Consider the following 12,434-nt stretch of genomic DNA (forward strand, 5'->3'; position numbering starts at 1 on the left):
GGGATCCGGCGTACGCCGGGAAGGTCTGGGGGCGTCAGCCTGCGCTGACGAGCGTGCCGATCTTCTCACCCATGACGACACGCAGGATGTTGCCCTCGGGCTCCATGCCGAAGACGACCATGGGCAGCTTGTTCTCTCCACACAGGGCGAACGCGGTCTGGTCCATGATCTTGAGACCCTGCGAGATCGCGTCGGTGTAGGTGACGTGGTCGAGCTTGGTGGCGGTCGGGTCGACGCGCGGGTCGGCGGTGTAGACGCCGTCGACACCGTTCTTCGCGACGAGGACGACGTCGCACTTGCTCTCCAGCGCGCGCTGGACGGCGACGGTGTCGGTGGAGAAGAAGGGCATGCCCATGCCCGCGCCGAAGATCACGACGCGGCCCTTCTCCATGTGGCGGATGGCGCGACGCGGGATGTACGGCTCGGCGACCTGGCCCATGGTGATGGCGGTCTGCACGCGGGTGTCGACGCCCTCCTTCTCCAGGAAGTCCTGGAGGGCGAGGCAGTTCATCACGATGCCGAGCATGCCCATGTAGTCGGCACGGACGCGGTCCATGCCCTTCTCCTGCAGCTCCGCACCGCGGAAGAAGTTGCCACCGCCGGTCACGATCGCGACCTGGGCGCCGGCGTCGACGACGGCCTTGATCTCGCGGGCGACGGCGGCGACGACGTCGGGGTCGACACCCACCGAGCCACCGCCGAACACCTCGCCGGAGAGCTTGAGCAGGACGCGGTTGTAGGCCGGCATGGAGATCCCTTCAGGGGTCTGGGTGGAGCGGGTGCGCTCGGGAAAACCTATCGCACACCCCGGACAGCCAGCAGGGCCGGTACGACGGTCGTCGTACCGGCCCTGCTGTGGGTGCCTGTCAGGCGACGCGTCAGGCGCCGACCTCGAAGCGGGCGAACTTGGTGACCTTGGTGCCGGCGGCGTCGAGCACCTGGCGGACCGACTTCTTCGACTCGAAGACGGACTCCTGGTCGAGCAGGACGATCTCCTTGAAGAAGGCGCCGATGCGACCCTCGACGATCTTGGCGACGGCAGCCTCGGGCTTGCCCTCCTCGAGCGTCTTCTTGGTGAGGACGTCCTTCTCGGCGGCGACGACGTCGGCCGGGACCTCGTCGGCGGTGAGGTACTGCGCCTTGAGCGCGGCAGCCTGCTGGGCGGCCTGCTTGGCGGCGGTCTCGTCACCCTCGTACTGGACGAGGACGCCCAGGGCCGGGGGAAGGTCAGAGGCCTTCTTGTGGAGGTACACCGTGGTGTTGCCCTCGAAGTAGGCGACCTCGCCGAGCTCGATCTTCTCGCCGATGGTGCGGGCGAGCTCGTCGACGGTCTCGCCGACGGTGGTGTCGCCCAGGGCGACGGCGCGCAGCGACTCGATGTCGTTGACCTTGGCAGCGTCAGCGGCCTCCGCGATCGCGGTGGCGGCGTTGACGAACGCCTCGTTCTTGGCGACGAAGTCGGTCTCGGCCTTGAGGCTGATCAGGGCGTTGCCGTGGGCGGCGACGAGGCCGGCGGAGGCCTCACGCTCGGCGGCACGGGCCGCGGCCTTGGCGGCACCCTTGACGCGGAGGAGCTCGACAGCCTTGTCGAGGTCACCGTCGGTCTCGTCGAGCGCCTTCTTGCACTCCATCATGCCGGCCTGGGTGATCTCGCGGAGCTTCTTGACGTCGGCAGCGGTGAAAGCCATTTGTTGTCCTCGCTAGGAAAAGAAAAGTGTCAGACGGTGTGAGCGCGGAACGCGGGCTGCCGTCGTACGACGACAGCCCGCGTTTCACATGTGCTGGATCAGGCCTCGGCCGGAGCCTCGGTGGCCTCGGCCTCAGCGGCCGGAGCCTCGGCGGCGGGCGCCTCGGTGGCCTCAGCGGCGGGGGCCTCGGCAGCAGCGTCGGTCGGGGCGAGCAGCTCCGCCTCCCACTCGGCCAGGGGCTCCTCGGCGCCGACGGTCTCGGCACCCTCGGCGGCCTTGACGCCGGAGCGGGCGATGAGGCCCTCGGCGACGGCGTCCGCGATCACGCGGGTCAGCAGGCCGACGGCGCGGATGGCGTCGTCGTTGCCCGGGATCGGGAAGTCGACCTCGTCGGGGTCACAGTTGGTGTCGAGGATGCCCACGATCGGGATGCGCAGCTTGCGCGCCTCCTCGATGGCGAGGTGCTCCTTCTTCGTGTCGACGACCCAGATGGCGGAGGGGACGCGGGTCATCTCACGGATGCCACCGAGCGTCTTCTCGAGCTTGATGTGCTCCCGCTTCATCTGCAGGAGCTCCTTCTTGGTGCGACCCGAGCCGGCAACCGTCTCGAAGTCGACCAGGTCGAGCTCCTTGAGGCGGTTGATCCGCTGCGACATCGTCTGGAAGTTGGTGAGCATGCCGCCGAGCCAACGCTGGTTGACGTAGGGCATGCCGACGCGGGTCGCCTGCTCGGCGATGGACTCCTGCGCCTGCTTCTTCGTGCCGATGAACATGACCGTGCCGCCCTTGGCGACCGTCTCCTTGACGAAGGCGTAGCTGCGGTCGATGTAGGCCAGCGACTGCTGCAGGTCGATGATGTAGATGCCGTTGCGCTCGGTCATGATGAAGCGCTTCATCTTCGGGTTCCAGCGACGGGTCTGGTGTCCGAAGTGGACGCCGCTCTCGAGGAGCTGGCGCATGGTCACGACTGCCATGGTTCTTCTTCCTGGTTGTGTCGGCCGGGGCCCGTTGCGGCTGCCTTGGCCCTTGCGGGAGGCGGCCCGGGTGGTGATCCGGCCGGTGTGTTTTCAGTTGCTGCCGCCGACGGGTGCCGGTGGCCCTGGCGCCTGCACACCGCTCCGACCCACCATCTGGTGGAACCGAGGAGCGGGCCCGCGGACGATCGGCTCCCAGGGAGGAGCCGTCGCGGTCTTCAGGCGCGCGTAGTCAACCCACGGATGGGTTGCCTCCCCAGACTAGTCGCTCGCGGGGCTGCGGGCGAATCCGGCAACCGGCTCCGTGGCACGCCGGGCCGCGTCCCGGTTTCCGTGCACAGCCGGGGCGCCATGCGCGTCGTCCACCGTGCCGCGCCCGCGGCCTGCCGGCCCGGCGTACGGCGGCGCAGGGTCGGGGCATGTACCTGCTCATCCCCGCCCTCCTCACCGCCCTGTCCACCCTCCCCGCTCCGGTCTCGGCCGCTCCGCCGGGGGCACCCCGTCTGGCACCCGAGCCACGCCGGAGCGCTCCCGTCGTGCGTGTCGATCCCTCGGGCAGCGGCGTCTGGCCGGTCGGCTCCGCGGCTGCCCCACCGACGGTCGTGCACGGCTTCACCCCTCCCCCGACGCCGTACGCCGCGGGGCACCGCGGCGTCGACCTCGCCGCGTTCGCGGGCACGCCGGTCAAGGCCGCGCTCGCGGGCCAGGTGCTCTTCGCCGGCACCATCGCGGGCAAGGGCGTCGTCGTGGTGGGCCACGGCGACACCCGCACGACCTACGAGCCGGTCACGCCGCTGGTCCGGGTCGGTGACCGGGTCGGGCGCGGCGCCCCGATCGGCGTGCTGCGACCCGGCGGCCACTGCATGCCCGGCCCTTGCCTGCACTGGGGCTGGCTCCGGGGCGAGACCTACCTCGACCCGCTGGAGCTGGTCGGCGCCACCGGGCCCGTGCGCCTCAAGCCGTGGACGGGGCTGCCGGCGGCCTGAGCCCGCTCAGCCCCGAGGCGACGCTTCATAGGACTCCGGCGCCCGCCCGTGCCGGCGGGTGTAGTCCGCGATGAGCTCGTCCTCGCTGACCGCCTCCCCCGCTGCGAGGCGTTCGAGCCAGGGGCGCAGCCACGCGCCACCGGCCTCCTCGAGGTGACGAGTCCACCTGGAGCTGAGGGCCTCCTGCGCCGTGAAGTCGCCGCCGGCATGGGAGTGGCCGTCACCTTCAGCGAGCGCAACCATCGCCGGGTCGCCGTCGAGCGCAATGTCGACCCAGTAGGGGTAGACGTACGCTCCGTCGGGATCGTGGGCCGGCCGGTTCGCAGCGAGCTTCACGAAGCGCATGCGGCAGCCTAGGCGCGGGGGTGCGCCTGCTGGTAGGCCGTGCGGAGACGTTCGTTGCTGATGTGTGTGTAGACCTGCGTGGTCGCCATCGACGCATGGCCGAGCAGCTCCTGCACGGTGCGCAGGTCGGCGCCACCCTCGAGCAGGTGCGTCGCCGCGGTGTGGCGCAGTCCGTGAGGGGCGATGTCAGGGGCACCGGGGATGCTGCTCACCCGGTCGTGGACGACCTGGCGCACGATGCGCTGGTCGACCCGGCCCCCACGCGCCCCGAGGAAGAGCGCAGCGCCCGAGCCCTCGCGCACGATGCTGCGCCGCTCGGCGAGCCAGCGCTTGAGCGCCGCCGACGCCGGCTGTCCGAACGGCACCGTGCGCTCCTTGCGCCCCTTGCCGAAGACACGCACGACGTTGCGGTCGAAGTCGAGGTCGTCGACGTCGAGACCGCAGAGCTCGCCCACGCGGATGCCGGTGGCGTAGAGCAGCTCGAGGATGGCGGCGTCGCGCACCCCCATCGGGCCTTCCTCGGCCGCCGTCGAGGTCGCCGACTCGACCAGCGCGAGTGCCTCGTCCTGGCGGAGCACCTCGGGCAGGGTGCGGTGCGCCTTGGGCGACGCGAGCCGGGCGCCGGGGTCCGCGGCGATGCGGCCGGTGCGCAGCAGCCAGGCGGTGAAGACACGGGCGGCGGTCGCCCGGCGGGCGATCGTCGTGCGTGCCTTGCCGAGGGCCTGCTGCTTGGCCAGCCAGCTGCGGAGCGCACGCAGGTCGAGGTCGTCGAGACTGTCGCCGCCGAGGCGGGCCACGTGGTCGAGGAGCGAGGAGAGGTCGCCGAGGTAGGCCCGCACCGTGTGGGGCGTCAGGTCGCGCTCGACGGCGAGATGGCGCTCGAAGTCGCCGAGCACGGCGGCGTAGGCCTCCGGCAGCAGCTCGCTCTCGCTGTCCTCCATGTCGCGATCGTAGGAGCGCGGTGGAGCGGCACCGCTCAGGCGCGCCCCTGCGGACTGAGCCGCCATCCGGCCGGCACCCGCTCGACGAACCCGTCCCGCAGCAGCAGGGTCAGCGCACTCTGCACCCCGACCAGGCCGAGCCCGGCGGTGCGGGCGATCGACTCGGTCGGCGCCGCCCGGCTGACGGGCACCGCCTCCAGCACACGAGCCTCGCGCGGCCGGAGGGTGTCGCGGGCCCGGGTCTCCGAGCGGGACTCGACGATCAGGTGGCTGCCCGAGGCGCCGAGGAGCTCGAGCACCTCGGGACCGGAGCCGACCAGCTGCGCCGCACCCGCACGGATCAGCCCGTGGGTCCCGGTCGACTGCACGTTGGTCACCGGGCCGGGCACCGCCATCAGCGGCCGGCTGAGCCGCTCGGCCCAACGCGCCGTGCTCAGCGCACCGCTCCGATGCGCCGCTTCGACCACGAGCGTGCCGCGGGCGAGCGCAGCGATCACGCGGTTGCGCGTGAGGAAGCGCATGCGCGTGGGCGCGCCGCCGGGCGGCACCTCGCTGACCACGGCTCCGGTCTCGGCGATGTGCTCGAGCAGGCGGGTGTGGGCGACTGGGTAGGGACGGTCGACTCCCCCGGCCAGCACGGCCACCGTCGTGCCTCCGCCCGCGACGGCTCCACGGTGCGCCGCCTGGTCGATGCCGAACGCCGCACCGGAGACCACCGTCATGCCGTGGCGCGCGACGTCGCCGGCGATCACCCGCGCCGCGCCTTCGCCGTACGTCGTCGACGACCGCGAGCCGACGATGGCGATGCTGTCGGCGAGCTGGTCGAGCCGGGCGGGTCCGCGGACCCACAGGCCGAGCGGGACCCCACCCCGCTCGTGGACCGTGCCCGCGTGGGCGAGGTCGTCGACCTGGGCAGGCCACTCGTCGTCACCCGGGACCACGAACCGGATGCCGAGGCGGGCGGCCCGGGCGAGATCACCCTCGGGATCGTTGGCCTCAAGGCGGGCGGCGACGTCGGTCAGCACACCCTCGAGATCGCGCTCGGAGGCGAGGGCCTCGTGGAGCGGCTGGGCACCCATCTCGGCGACGAGTGTCGTGATGCGGGGGTCGGCGGGCTCCCCCAGCCGACTCAGCGCGACGCGCGCCAGCCGCTCGGCATCGGTGGCGGTCACGACGCCCTCCGCAGCATCCAGGAGTCGAGCGGCTTCCCGGTGCGCAGGCGCACGGCCACGTCGACGTCGTCGGGCGTGGGCTCGGGCCGGGCCGCGAGGTCGGCGACCGTCCACGCCAGCCGGTGGACGCGGATCGCGCCCCTGCGGGTCAGGGCACCCGCCCGGACCGCCTCGTCGAGGCGCTTCCGCCCGGCAGGGGCCAGCGGCCACGTGTCACGGAGCCGGGCAGCCGGGACCTGCGCGTTGAGCCGCCACGGGCGCCCCTCGAAGCGCACCGCCTGCCGCTGGCGCGCGCGGGTGACGCGGGCACGCACCGTGGCGGTGTCCTCCGGCGGGTCGTCGGCCGCGCCGGCCCAGTCCTCGCGGCAGGGCAGGACCTCGCGCGTGATGTCGATCCGGTCGATGGCGGGGCCGTCGAGGCGGCGCCGGTACTCGCGGCGGACCTGCTCGCTGCAGGTGCAGCGGTCGGCGCCCACGTCGGCGGCGTAGTTGCCGCAGGCACAGGGGTTGCAGGCGAGGACGAAGAGCGCCTGGGCCGGGAAGGTGGCGACCTCGTCGCCGCGGGCGATGGTGACCTCGCCCGACTCCAGGGGCTGCCGCAGAGCGTCGAGGACGTCGCGGGCGAAGAGCGGGAACTCGTCGAGCAGCACCACACCGCAGTGGGCCTTGCTGATCTCGCCCGGCCGGACCGCGCCGCTGCCCCCGCCGACCACGCTCTGCAGCGAGGAGCGGTGGTGGGGCGCAGTGAACGGTGGTCGCGTGACGAGACCCACGTCGGGCCCGAGCGCTCGCTCGAGGGCGCGCACCGCCGTCACCTCCAGCGACTCTGCGATCGTGAGGTCCGGCAGCAGACCGGGCAGCCGCTCGGCCAGCGACGTCTTGCCGGCGCCCTTGGGGCCCGTCAGCAGCAGGTGGTGGCCGCCGGCAGCCGCGACCTCCAGAGCGAGCCGCTCCTCCGCCATGCCTTCCAGGTCGGCGAGGTCGAGATGGGCGAGGCGGTCGTCGCCGCGCCACCGGATCAGCCGCGCACCGGCGCGGGGCACGACGGGTGCCGCGTCGGGCACCTCCTCGCCCCGCAGCCAGCCGACCACCTGGTCCAGGGAGCGGAGCCCGAAGACCTCGACGTCCGGCACGAGGGAGGCCTCGGCCCACTGGGTCTGCGGGACCACCACGCGACGGACTCCCGACCGGGCGGCGGCCATGACCATCGGCAGCGCCGCCGACAACGGCCGCAGCTGCCCGCTCAGCCCCAGCTCGCCGAGGAAGACGGTCTCGTCGAGCAGGGCGGCGGGCACCTGACCGGTGGCGGCGAGGATGCCGACGGCGATCGCCAGGTCGAACTGCGGGCCTCGCTTGGGCAGGTCAGCCGGCGAGAGCAGGATCGTCACCCGCCTCGTCGCCGGCCAGGTGAGGCGGACGTTGCTGATCGCCGTGCGGCACCGCTCGCGGGCGTCGTTGATCGCCGTGTCGGGCCGGCCGACGAGGTTGGTGCCGACGAGGCCCTGGGAGACGTCTACCTCGACGTCGACGAGGTGGCCGAGGGTGCCCGCGAGCGTGATGGTGCGCGCGGTTGCGCAGCTCATGCGCCCACCGCCCGGACGTGCTCGACGACCGGGCCTTCGGGCGTGCGGAGGACGCCGACGAGGTCGATCCGCACGTCGGTCACGCGGACGCCGTGCGCCGCCATCCACTGCGCTGCCAGGCGGCGGAGCCGGTCCGCCTTCTGCCGGCCGACGGCCTCGAGCGGCTGGCCCCACCCCGTCGAGCTGCGGGTCTTCACCTCGCAGACGACCAGGGTGCTGCCCTGACGCAGCACGAGGTCGAGCTCTCCCCCGTCACCCCGCCAGTTGCGGTCGAGGATCACCATGCCCTCGCCGATCAGGTGGCGGGCGGCGAGCTGCTCGCCCCACGCTCCGAGCTTCTGTGCCTGCGTGCGCGCATCCACGGCGACGCGCCGGACCTGCCTTGTCGTCATCATCGACACCTCCTGCGGACACGGTCCCGGCCGCGACCGGGCCCGGCATGGGCGCGACGGAGCAGATGTGCAACACCGGCCCGGTCTCCGACATGGGGACGGAAACCGGGCCGATGGGCCGAACCGATCCAGCGGGGGGAAATTTGGACCGGTCGATCGTCACCCCTTCAGCTGGGGTGTGCTGCAGCGGTTGCTCTTCGGCTGCATCGACCAGAGGTCCACCCCGGCAACGCGGAGACCCAGCTGGTTCTGCAGGAGGGGAAGGACGGTCGTGTTGACGTCGGAGGCCACCGACTTGAGCGTGTCGCGCAGCGTGAGCGACAGCAGGGTCGAGACGACGGGAAGGCCGGTGCCCAGCACCTTCGCGGTGATCTGGGTGTCGGTCAGCGCCTGCAGGCCCACCGTGCCCGACGACGTGTGGTACTTGTCCGTGTAGTACTGCGGAAGGGCCAGGTTGTGGGTGGTCGTCGGCCCCGTCGGCAGGATCGAGGTCGGCTTCGCCTCCACGTCGACGAGGCTGGGCAGGAGTCCGAGCAGCACGTTGGCCTGGGTCTTGATGCTCACCGAGAGGTCGACGGCCGTCTGGTTCGACAGCGTGATCGCGAGGTTGTTCATCGTCGGGCAGCCGTCGATCGACGAGAGCGTGCCCCGCGCGTTGGCGAGGCCGAGGTCGATCGAGACCGTGATCGGCGTACCCGCGATCGTGCCGGCGAGCCCGAGCAACTGGTAGACCAGCGTCACCCGCGCCTGCGAGGTGACCTTCGTCGACCCTCCGACCGGGCCGCAGTAGATCTGCGGGCCTTCGATGACCTGCAGCTTCGCCGTCGTCGTCGAGATGCCGGGAAGCGACAGCGTGAGGCCGGGGACGTTGAGGAAGTGGTCGCCGTCCGAGAGCGCGGCCGCACCCTTGACCAGGTCGAGGGCGTTGATCGTCGCTCCCAGCGCCGTGCCGGCGTCGGAGCCGATGCTGAGCATGTTGCCGAGCGAGAACGCCGGCGTCGAGGCGACGGCCGCGGCCTGCAGGACGCCGACCGCGTTGATGTCGGCGCTCGTCTGCGGGGAGTTCTTGGAGATGACCGTCGCCATCGCCGAGAAGAGCTTGCTGGCCGTGACGCTGGTGGTGAGCAGCTGCTGCGGTGTGCCGGCCCCCAGCTGCAGCGCGAGGTCGGCGAGCGAGAGGTTCACGGTCGCGAGGCCGTCGTAGCCGAGCACCGTGGTGTGGAGCGTGTCGCCGAGGATCGCGTTGAGGAGCGGCGACTCCCCCGTCGACAACCGCGCGAGATAGCTGCCGATGGCGAAGCAGGCCGTCTTGGTCGCTGCGGCGACCGCAGACCGTGACGCGGAGCCCGCGTCCGCGAAGACCGGCAGGAAGTAGTCGACGCTCGTCCGCGTCATCACCTTGACGTGGGTCGCCGCTGCGCTGCCGCTGGAGGAGAAGGTGCCGTCCGAGTTGAGGATGCCCGGGAAGGCGCAGATCCCGGTGCTCGACAGCGCGGCATCGACCGCGTGCACCTCGGCCTCGGTGCAGGTCCGCACCGTCAGCGCGGCACCGACGGTGTGTCCCTGGGACCCGAGGGAGGTGGTCACGCCGGCGTTCCACGTCGAGCCCGAGAGCGCGCTGGTGGTCCGGCCGTCCAGCTTGCGTGCCATGTCCATCGCGACGAGGTCGGCGACCGCCTGCATGTCGCGTCGCGCCACGCGCTGGTACCCCACGTCGAGCGAGAACGACGCAGCCCCCGTGAGCACCGTGCTCAGCAGCAGGGCCGTGAAGATCGCGATGGCGCCGCGTTCGTCGCGCTGCTTCCGCGGCCTGCGCCGGATCGGCCCACGCCCCGTCAGCCTCCACCCCATCAGTTGACCTCGGCGCTGGAGGTGAAGGTGAGCGTGGCGGGGATCATCGCGTCGGGCAGCAGGTTGGGCAGCGGGTTGTTGGCGCGGTAGGCGAACGACACCGTCACCCGCATGCAGGCCGCGGTCCCGCACGTCGTCGACGTCGGCGTACAGGTGAGGCCCTTGGTGCCGCACGTCATCGAGTAGCCCGACAGCGCTGCGTTGACCGCCGCCGTGGCCTGGGCCGAGGCCTGGCTGGTCGAGGCGACCGCGGCGGCGCGCGCACCCTCGGCAGCGGCCTGCGTCAGCGCCTGCCGGATGCTGAACATGTAGGCGTAGCTGATGATCGCGAAGACGATGAGCAGCAGCATCGGCAGCACCAGGGCGAACTCCAGCGCGGCCGCACCCTTCTCATCCCTCCGCGCGCAGGGGCGCGTGCGAGCACGACGAGACATGACCCCTCCCAAGGCGTGTCCATCGGCGCGGTTTCCCTCCCGGCGCCTCGCCTCAGGATAGTGGCGCTCGCCACATCTGTCGTGCCCGGCGGAGGAAATGAGCCGTTCGGGCTAACCCGATCAGTCAACCTTCCAGCGTGAGGCGCGTCAGACCTTGGGGTCGAGGTCCGGCTTGGCCAGCTCCTCGACGTTGACGTCCTTGAAGGTGAGGACCTTGACGTTCTTCGCGAAGCGCGCCGGGCGGTACATGTCCCAGACCCAGGCGTCGCTCATGGAGACCTCGAAGAAGACATCGCCCTGCTCGGTGCGGGCCTTCACGTCGACCTGGTTGCAGAGGTAGAAGCGGCGGTCGGTCTCCACGACGTACTTGAAGATGCCCACGACGTCGCGGTACTCGCGGTAGAGGTGGAGCTCCATCTCGGTCTCGTACTTCTCGAGATCCTCGGCACTCATCGCGTCTCCTCCACGGTCCCCACAAGGTCGGCGCCATTCTGCACGGTCTGCGGTACGCCGGACCCCGCGGCCCGCCGGAAGGCCGCCGGGTCGAGCTCCTCGCAGCCCGGAAGCCGCCAGCTGAGCCGGTGGTGCAGCGTCGGGCCGTGCTCGAGGAGCGCCGCGAGGTGCTCCGGCGCGCTGTACCCCTTGTTCTCCGCCCAGCCGTACGCCGGGTGGTCGGCCGCCAGCTCGTGCAGGATCGCGTCGCGGGAGGTCTTCGCCAGGACGCTGGCCGCCGCGACGGCAGCGCACTTCATGTCGGCCTTGATCATCGTGACGACGCGGGGCACCTCGGCGACGGCCGGCGCCGGTGTCCCGAAGAGCGCCTCCTGCTCCGGCGTGGAGAGGTAGTCGTGGTTGCCGTCGAGCAGGACCGCACCGACCTCGGGCCCCGTCTCCAGGTGCAGCTGGGCGAGGGCGCGCTGGCCGGCGAGGCGCAGCGCCGCGATGATGCCGAACTCGTCGATCTCGACGGGGCTGGCGTGGCCGACGCCGTAGGCGATCGCCCAGCGCTGGATCCGCGGGACGAGCCGTTCGCGGGCCGCGGGCGTGAGCAGCTTGCTGTCACGCACGCCCGTGGGCGCCGACCGGGTGGACGCGTCGATCAGCACCATGCCGACGGTCACCGGACCGCACAGCGCGCCCCGGCCGACCTCGTCGGCCGCGGCGAGGGCGACGAGGCCCTCCCGCAGGAGGCGCCGCTCGACGCGGAGGGTGGGAACGGCGGTGGGGCTCACTTCGGGTCCGGGACGTCCTTGAACGCGTCGGGACGCGAGATCTTGTCGAAGTGGCTGAGCGGCCAGACCAGCGCGAAGACCTTGCCGACGACGTTGTCGACGGGCACGAAGCCGCGCGTCGGCGGGCAGTCGGTGGCGCCCGGCGTACAGAGGTGGACGCTGGAGTCGCCCGAGTCGCCGCGGTTGTCGCCCATGACGAAGAGGTAACCCTTCGGCACGGTGACGTGCAGCGCCTTGCGTCCGCACGGATTCGCGGCCTGGACGCTGAGGGGCGCCGCGCACTGGGCGTCCTTGGCGAGGTACTGGCTCTCGTCGACGGCCACGCCGTTGACCTTGAGCCGGCCCTGCTTGTCGCAGCAGGTGACGACGTCGCCGCCGACGCCGATGACACGCTTCACGAGGTGGCCGCCGGTGGGATAGAGGCCCACCTTCGCGAGGAGGTTGGCGAAGCCGCTCGTCGGGCCGGCAGCCTCCTCGGCGCTCAGCCAGCCGTCGGGGTCCCCGAAGACCACGATGTCGCCACGCTGCGGGGTGCCGTTGCCCCAGTAGGAGAGCTTCTGGACGAGGATCCGGTCGTTGACCTGCAGGCCCGGCTCCATCGACTCCGACGGGATGTAGAAGGCCTGGATGAAGAAGGCCTTGAGCAGCACCGCGAGGCCGAGCGCGATCACGAGCAGGATCAGCGACTCCTGCCAGATCGGGAGCTGGCGCTTCCCCTTCGGCCCCAGGGAAATGGTCGAGGACCGCGCCCCCGCACCGGTGTCGGTGGTCCCGTTGGTCGGGTGGGGGTCGCGGTCCTCGGAAGTCACGCGGCAGAGCCTATAAGGCTCGCAGCA

14 protein-coding genes are annotated in these 12,434 nt (G+C 71.7%); 1 reads left to right on the forward strand and 13 read right to left on the reverse strand.

The features are described 5' to 3' along the window. Positions 1-34: 34 nt before the first annotated feature. From pyrH to rpsB, 3 genes are all read right to left on the reverse strand, one after another. Complete coding sequence (pyrH, locus tag IEX47_RS06180; protein WP_229662672.1) at positions 35-748, reverse strand: UMP kinase; 714 nt, start codon at positions 746-748, stop codon at positions 35-37. A gap of 130 nt (positions 749-878) precedes the next feature. Then, positions 879-1,688 (reverse strand): translation elongation factor Ts, encoded by an 810-nt coding sequence (gene tsf / locus IEX47_RS06185; RefSeq protein ID WP_188783131.1) that lies wholly within the window; start codon positions 1,686-1,688, stop codon positions 879-881. 98 nt (positions 1,689-1,786) lie between these two features. Further along, positions 1,787-2,662, reverse strand: coding sequence for a 30S ribosomal protein S2 (gene rpsB / locus IEX47_RS06190; RefSeq protein WP_188783132.1), 876 nt, complete (start codon positions 2,660-2,662; stop codon positions 1,787-1,789). A 419-nt stretch (positions 2,663-3,081) separates the two neighbouring features. On the opposite strand from rpsB, the gene IEX47_RS06195 reads away from it, so the two are divergent. Then, positions 3,082-3,648, forward strand: coding sequence for a M23 family metallopeptidase (locus IEX47_RS06195; RefSeq protein ID WP_188783133.1), 567 nt, complete (start codon positions 3,082-3,084; stop codon positions 3,646-3,648). A gap of 6 nt (positions 3,649-3,654) precedes the next feature. Here IEX47_RS06195 and IEX47_RS06200 read toward each other — a convergent pair whose 3' ends face one another. The 10 genes from IEX47_RS06200 to lepB form a co-directional block, all read right to left on the reverse strand. Then, on the reverse strand, positions 3,655-3,993 hold the full coding sequence (locus IEX47_RS06200) for a hypothetical protein (RefSeq protein ID WP_188783134.1): 339 nt from the start codon (positions 3,991-3,993) through the stop codon (positions 3,655-3,657). 8 nt (positions 3,994-4,001) lie between these two features. Next, positions 4,002-4,934: a tyrosine recombinase XerC gene (locus IEX47_RS06205; RefSeq protein WP_188783135.1), complete on the reverse strand. Its 933-nt coding sequence runs from the start codon at positions 4,932-4,934 to the stop codon at positions 4,002-4,004. Between the two features lie 35 nt (positions 4,935-4,969). Further along, a complete protein-coding gene (gene dprA, locus IEX47_RS06210; RefSeq protein WP_188783136.1) occupies positions 4,970-6,106 on the reverse strand; it encodes a DNA-processing protein DprA in 1,137 nt (378 codons plus the stop codon). Further along, positions 6,103-7,689, reverse strand: coding sequence for a YifB family Mg chelatase-like AAA ATPase (locus tag IEX47_RS06215; protein ID WP_188783137.1), 1,587 nt, complete (start codon positions 7,687-7,689; stop codon positions 6,103-6,105). Before IEX47_RS06215 ends, dprA begins: the two co-directional genes overlap by 4 nt. Next, complete coding sequence (locus IEX47_RS06220) at positions 7,686-8,081, reverse strand: YraN family protein (RefSeq protein WP_188783334.1); 396 nt, start codon at positions 8,079-8,081, stop codon at positions 7,686-7,688. Before IEX47_RS06220 ends, IEX47_RS06215 begins: the two co-directional genes overlap by 4 nt. Before the next feature lie 159 nt (positions 8,082-8,240). Continuing rightward, positions 8,241-9,932, reverse strand: a complete 1,692-nt coding sequence (locus tag IEX47_RS06225) for a Tad domain-containing protein (protein ID WP_188783138.1) — start codon at positions 9,930-9,932, stop codon at positions 8,241-8,243. Further along, on the reverse strand, positions 9,932-10,366 hold the full coding sequence (locus IEX47_RS06230) for a TadE/TadG family type IV pilus assembly protein (RefSeq protein ID WP_188783139.1): 435 nt from the start codon (positions 10,364-10,366) through the stop codon (positions 9,932-9,934). Before IEX47_RS06230 ends, IEX47_RS06225 begins: the two co-directional genes overlap by 1 nt. Before the next feature lie 147 nt (positions 10,367-10,513). After that, entirely contained in the window at positions 10,514-10,819 is a 306-nt protein-coding gene (locus IEX47_RS06235) for a DUF2469 domain-containing protein (RefSeq protein ID WP_107700156.1), read from the reverse strand. Then, positions 10,816-11,598 carry a ribonuclease HII gene (rnhB, locus tag IEX47_RS06240; protein ID WP_188783140.1) on the reverse strand — a complete coding sequence of 261 codons (783 nt, stop codon included), beginning with the start codon at positions 11,596-11,598 and terminating at the stop codon, positions 10,816-10,818. The genes IEX47_RS06235 and rnhB overlap by 4 nt, the downstream gene beginning before the upstream one ends. Then, complete coding sequence (gene lepB / locus IEX47_RS06245; protein WP_188783141.1) at positions 11,595-12,407, reverse strand: signal peptidase I; 813 nt, start codon at positions 12,405-12,407, stop codon at positions 11,595-11,597. The genes rnhB and lepB overlap by 4 nt, the downstream gene beginning before the upstream one ends. Positions 12,408-12,434: the final 27 nt, after the last annotated feature.

The sequence above is a fragment of the Nocardioides phosphati genome, from assembly GCF_014646375.1.
GTDB classification, from domain to species: Bacteria; Actinomycetota; Actinomycetes; order Propionibacteriales; family Nocardioidaceae; genus Nocardioides; species Nocardioides phosphati.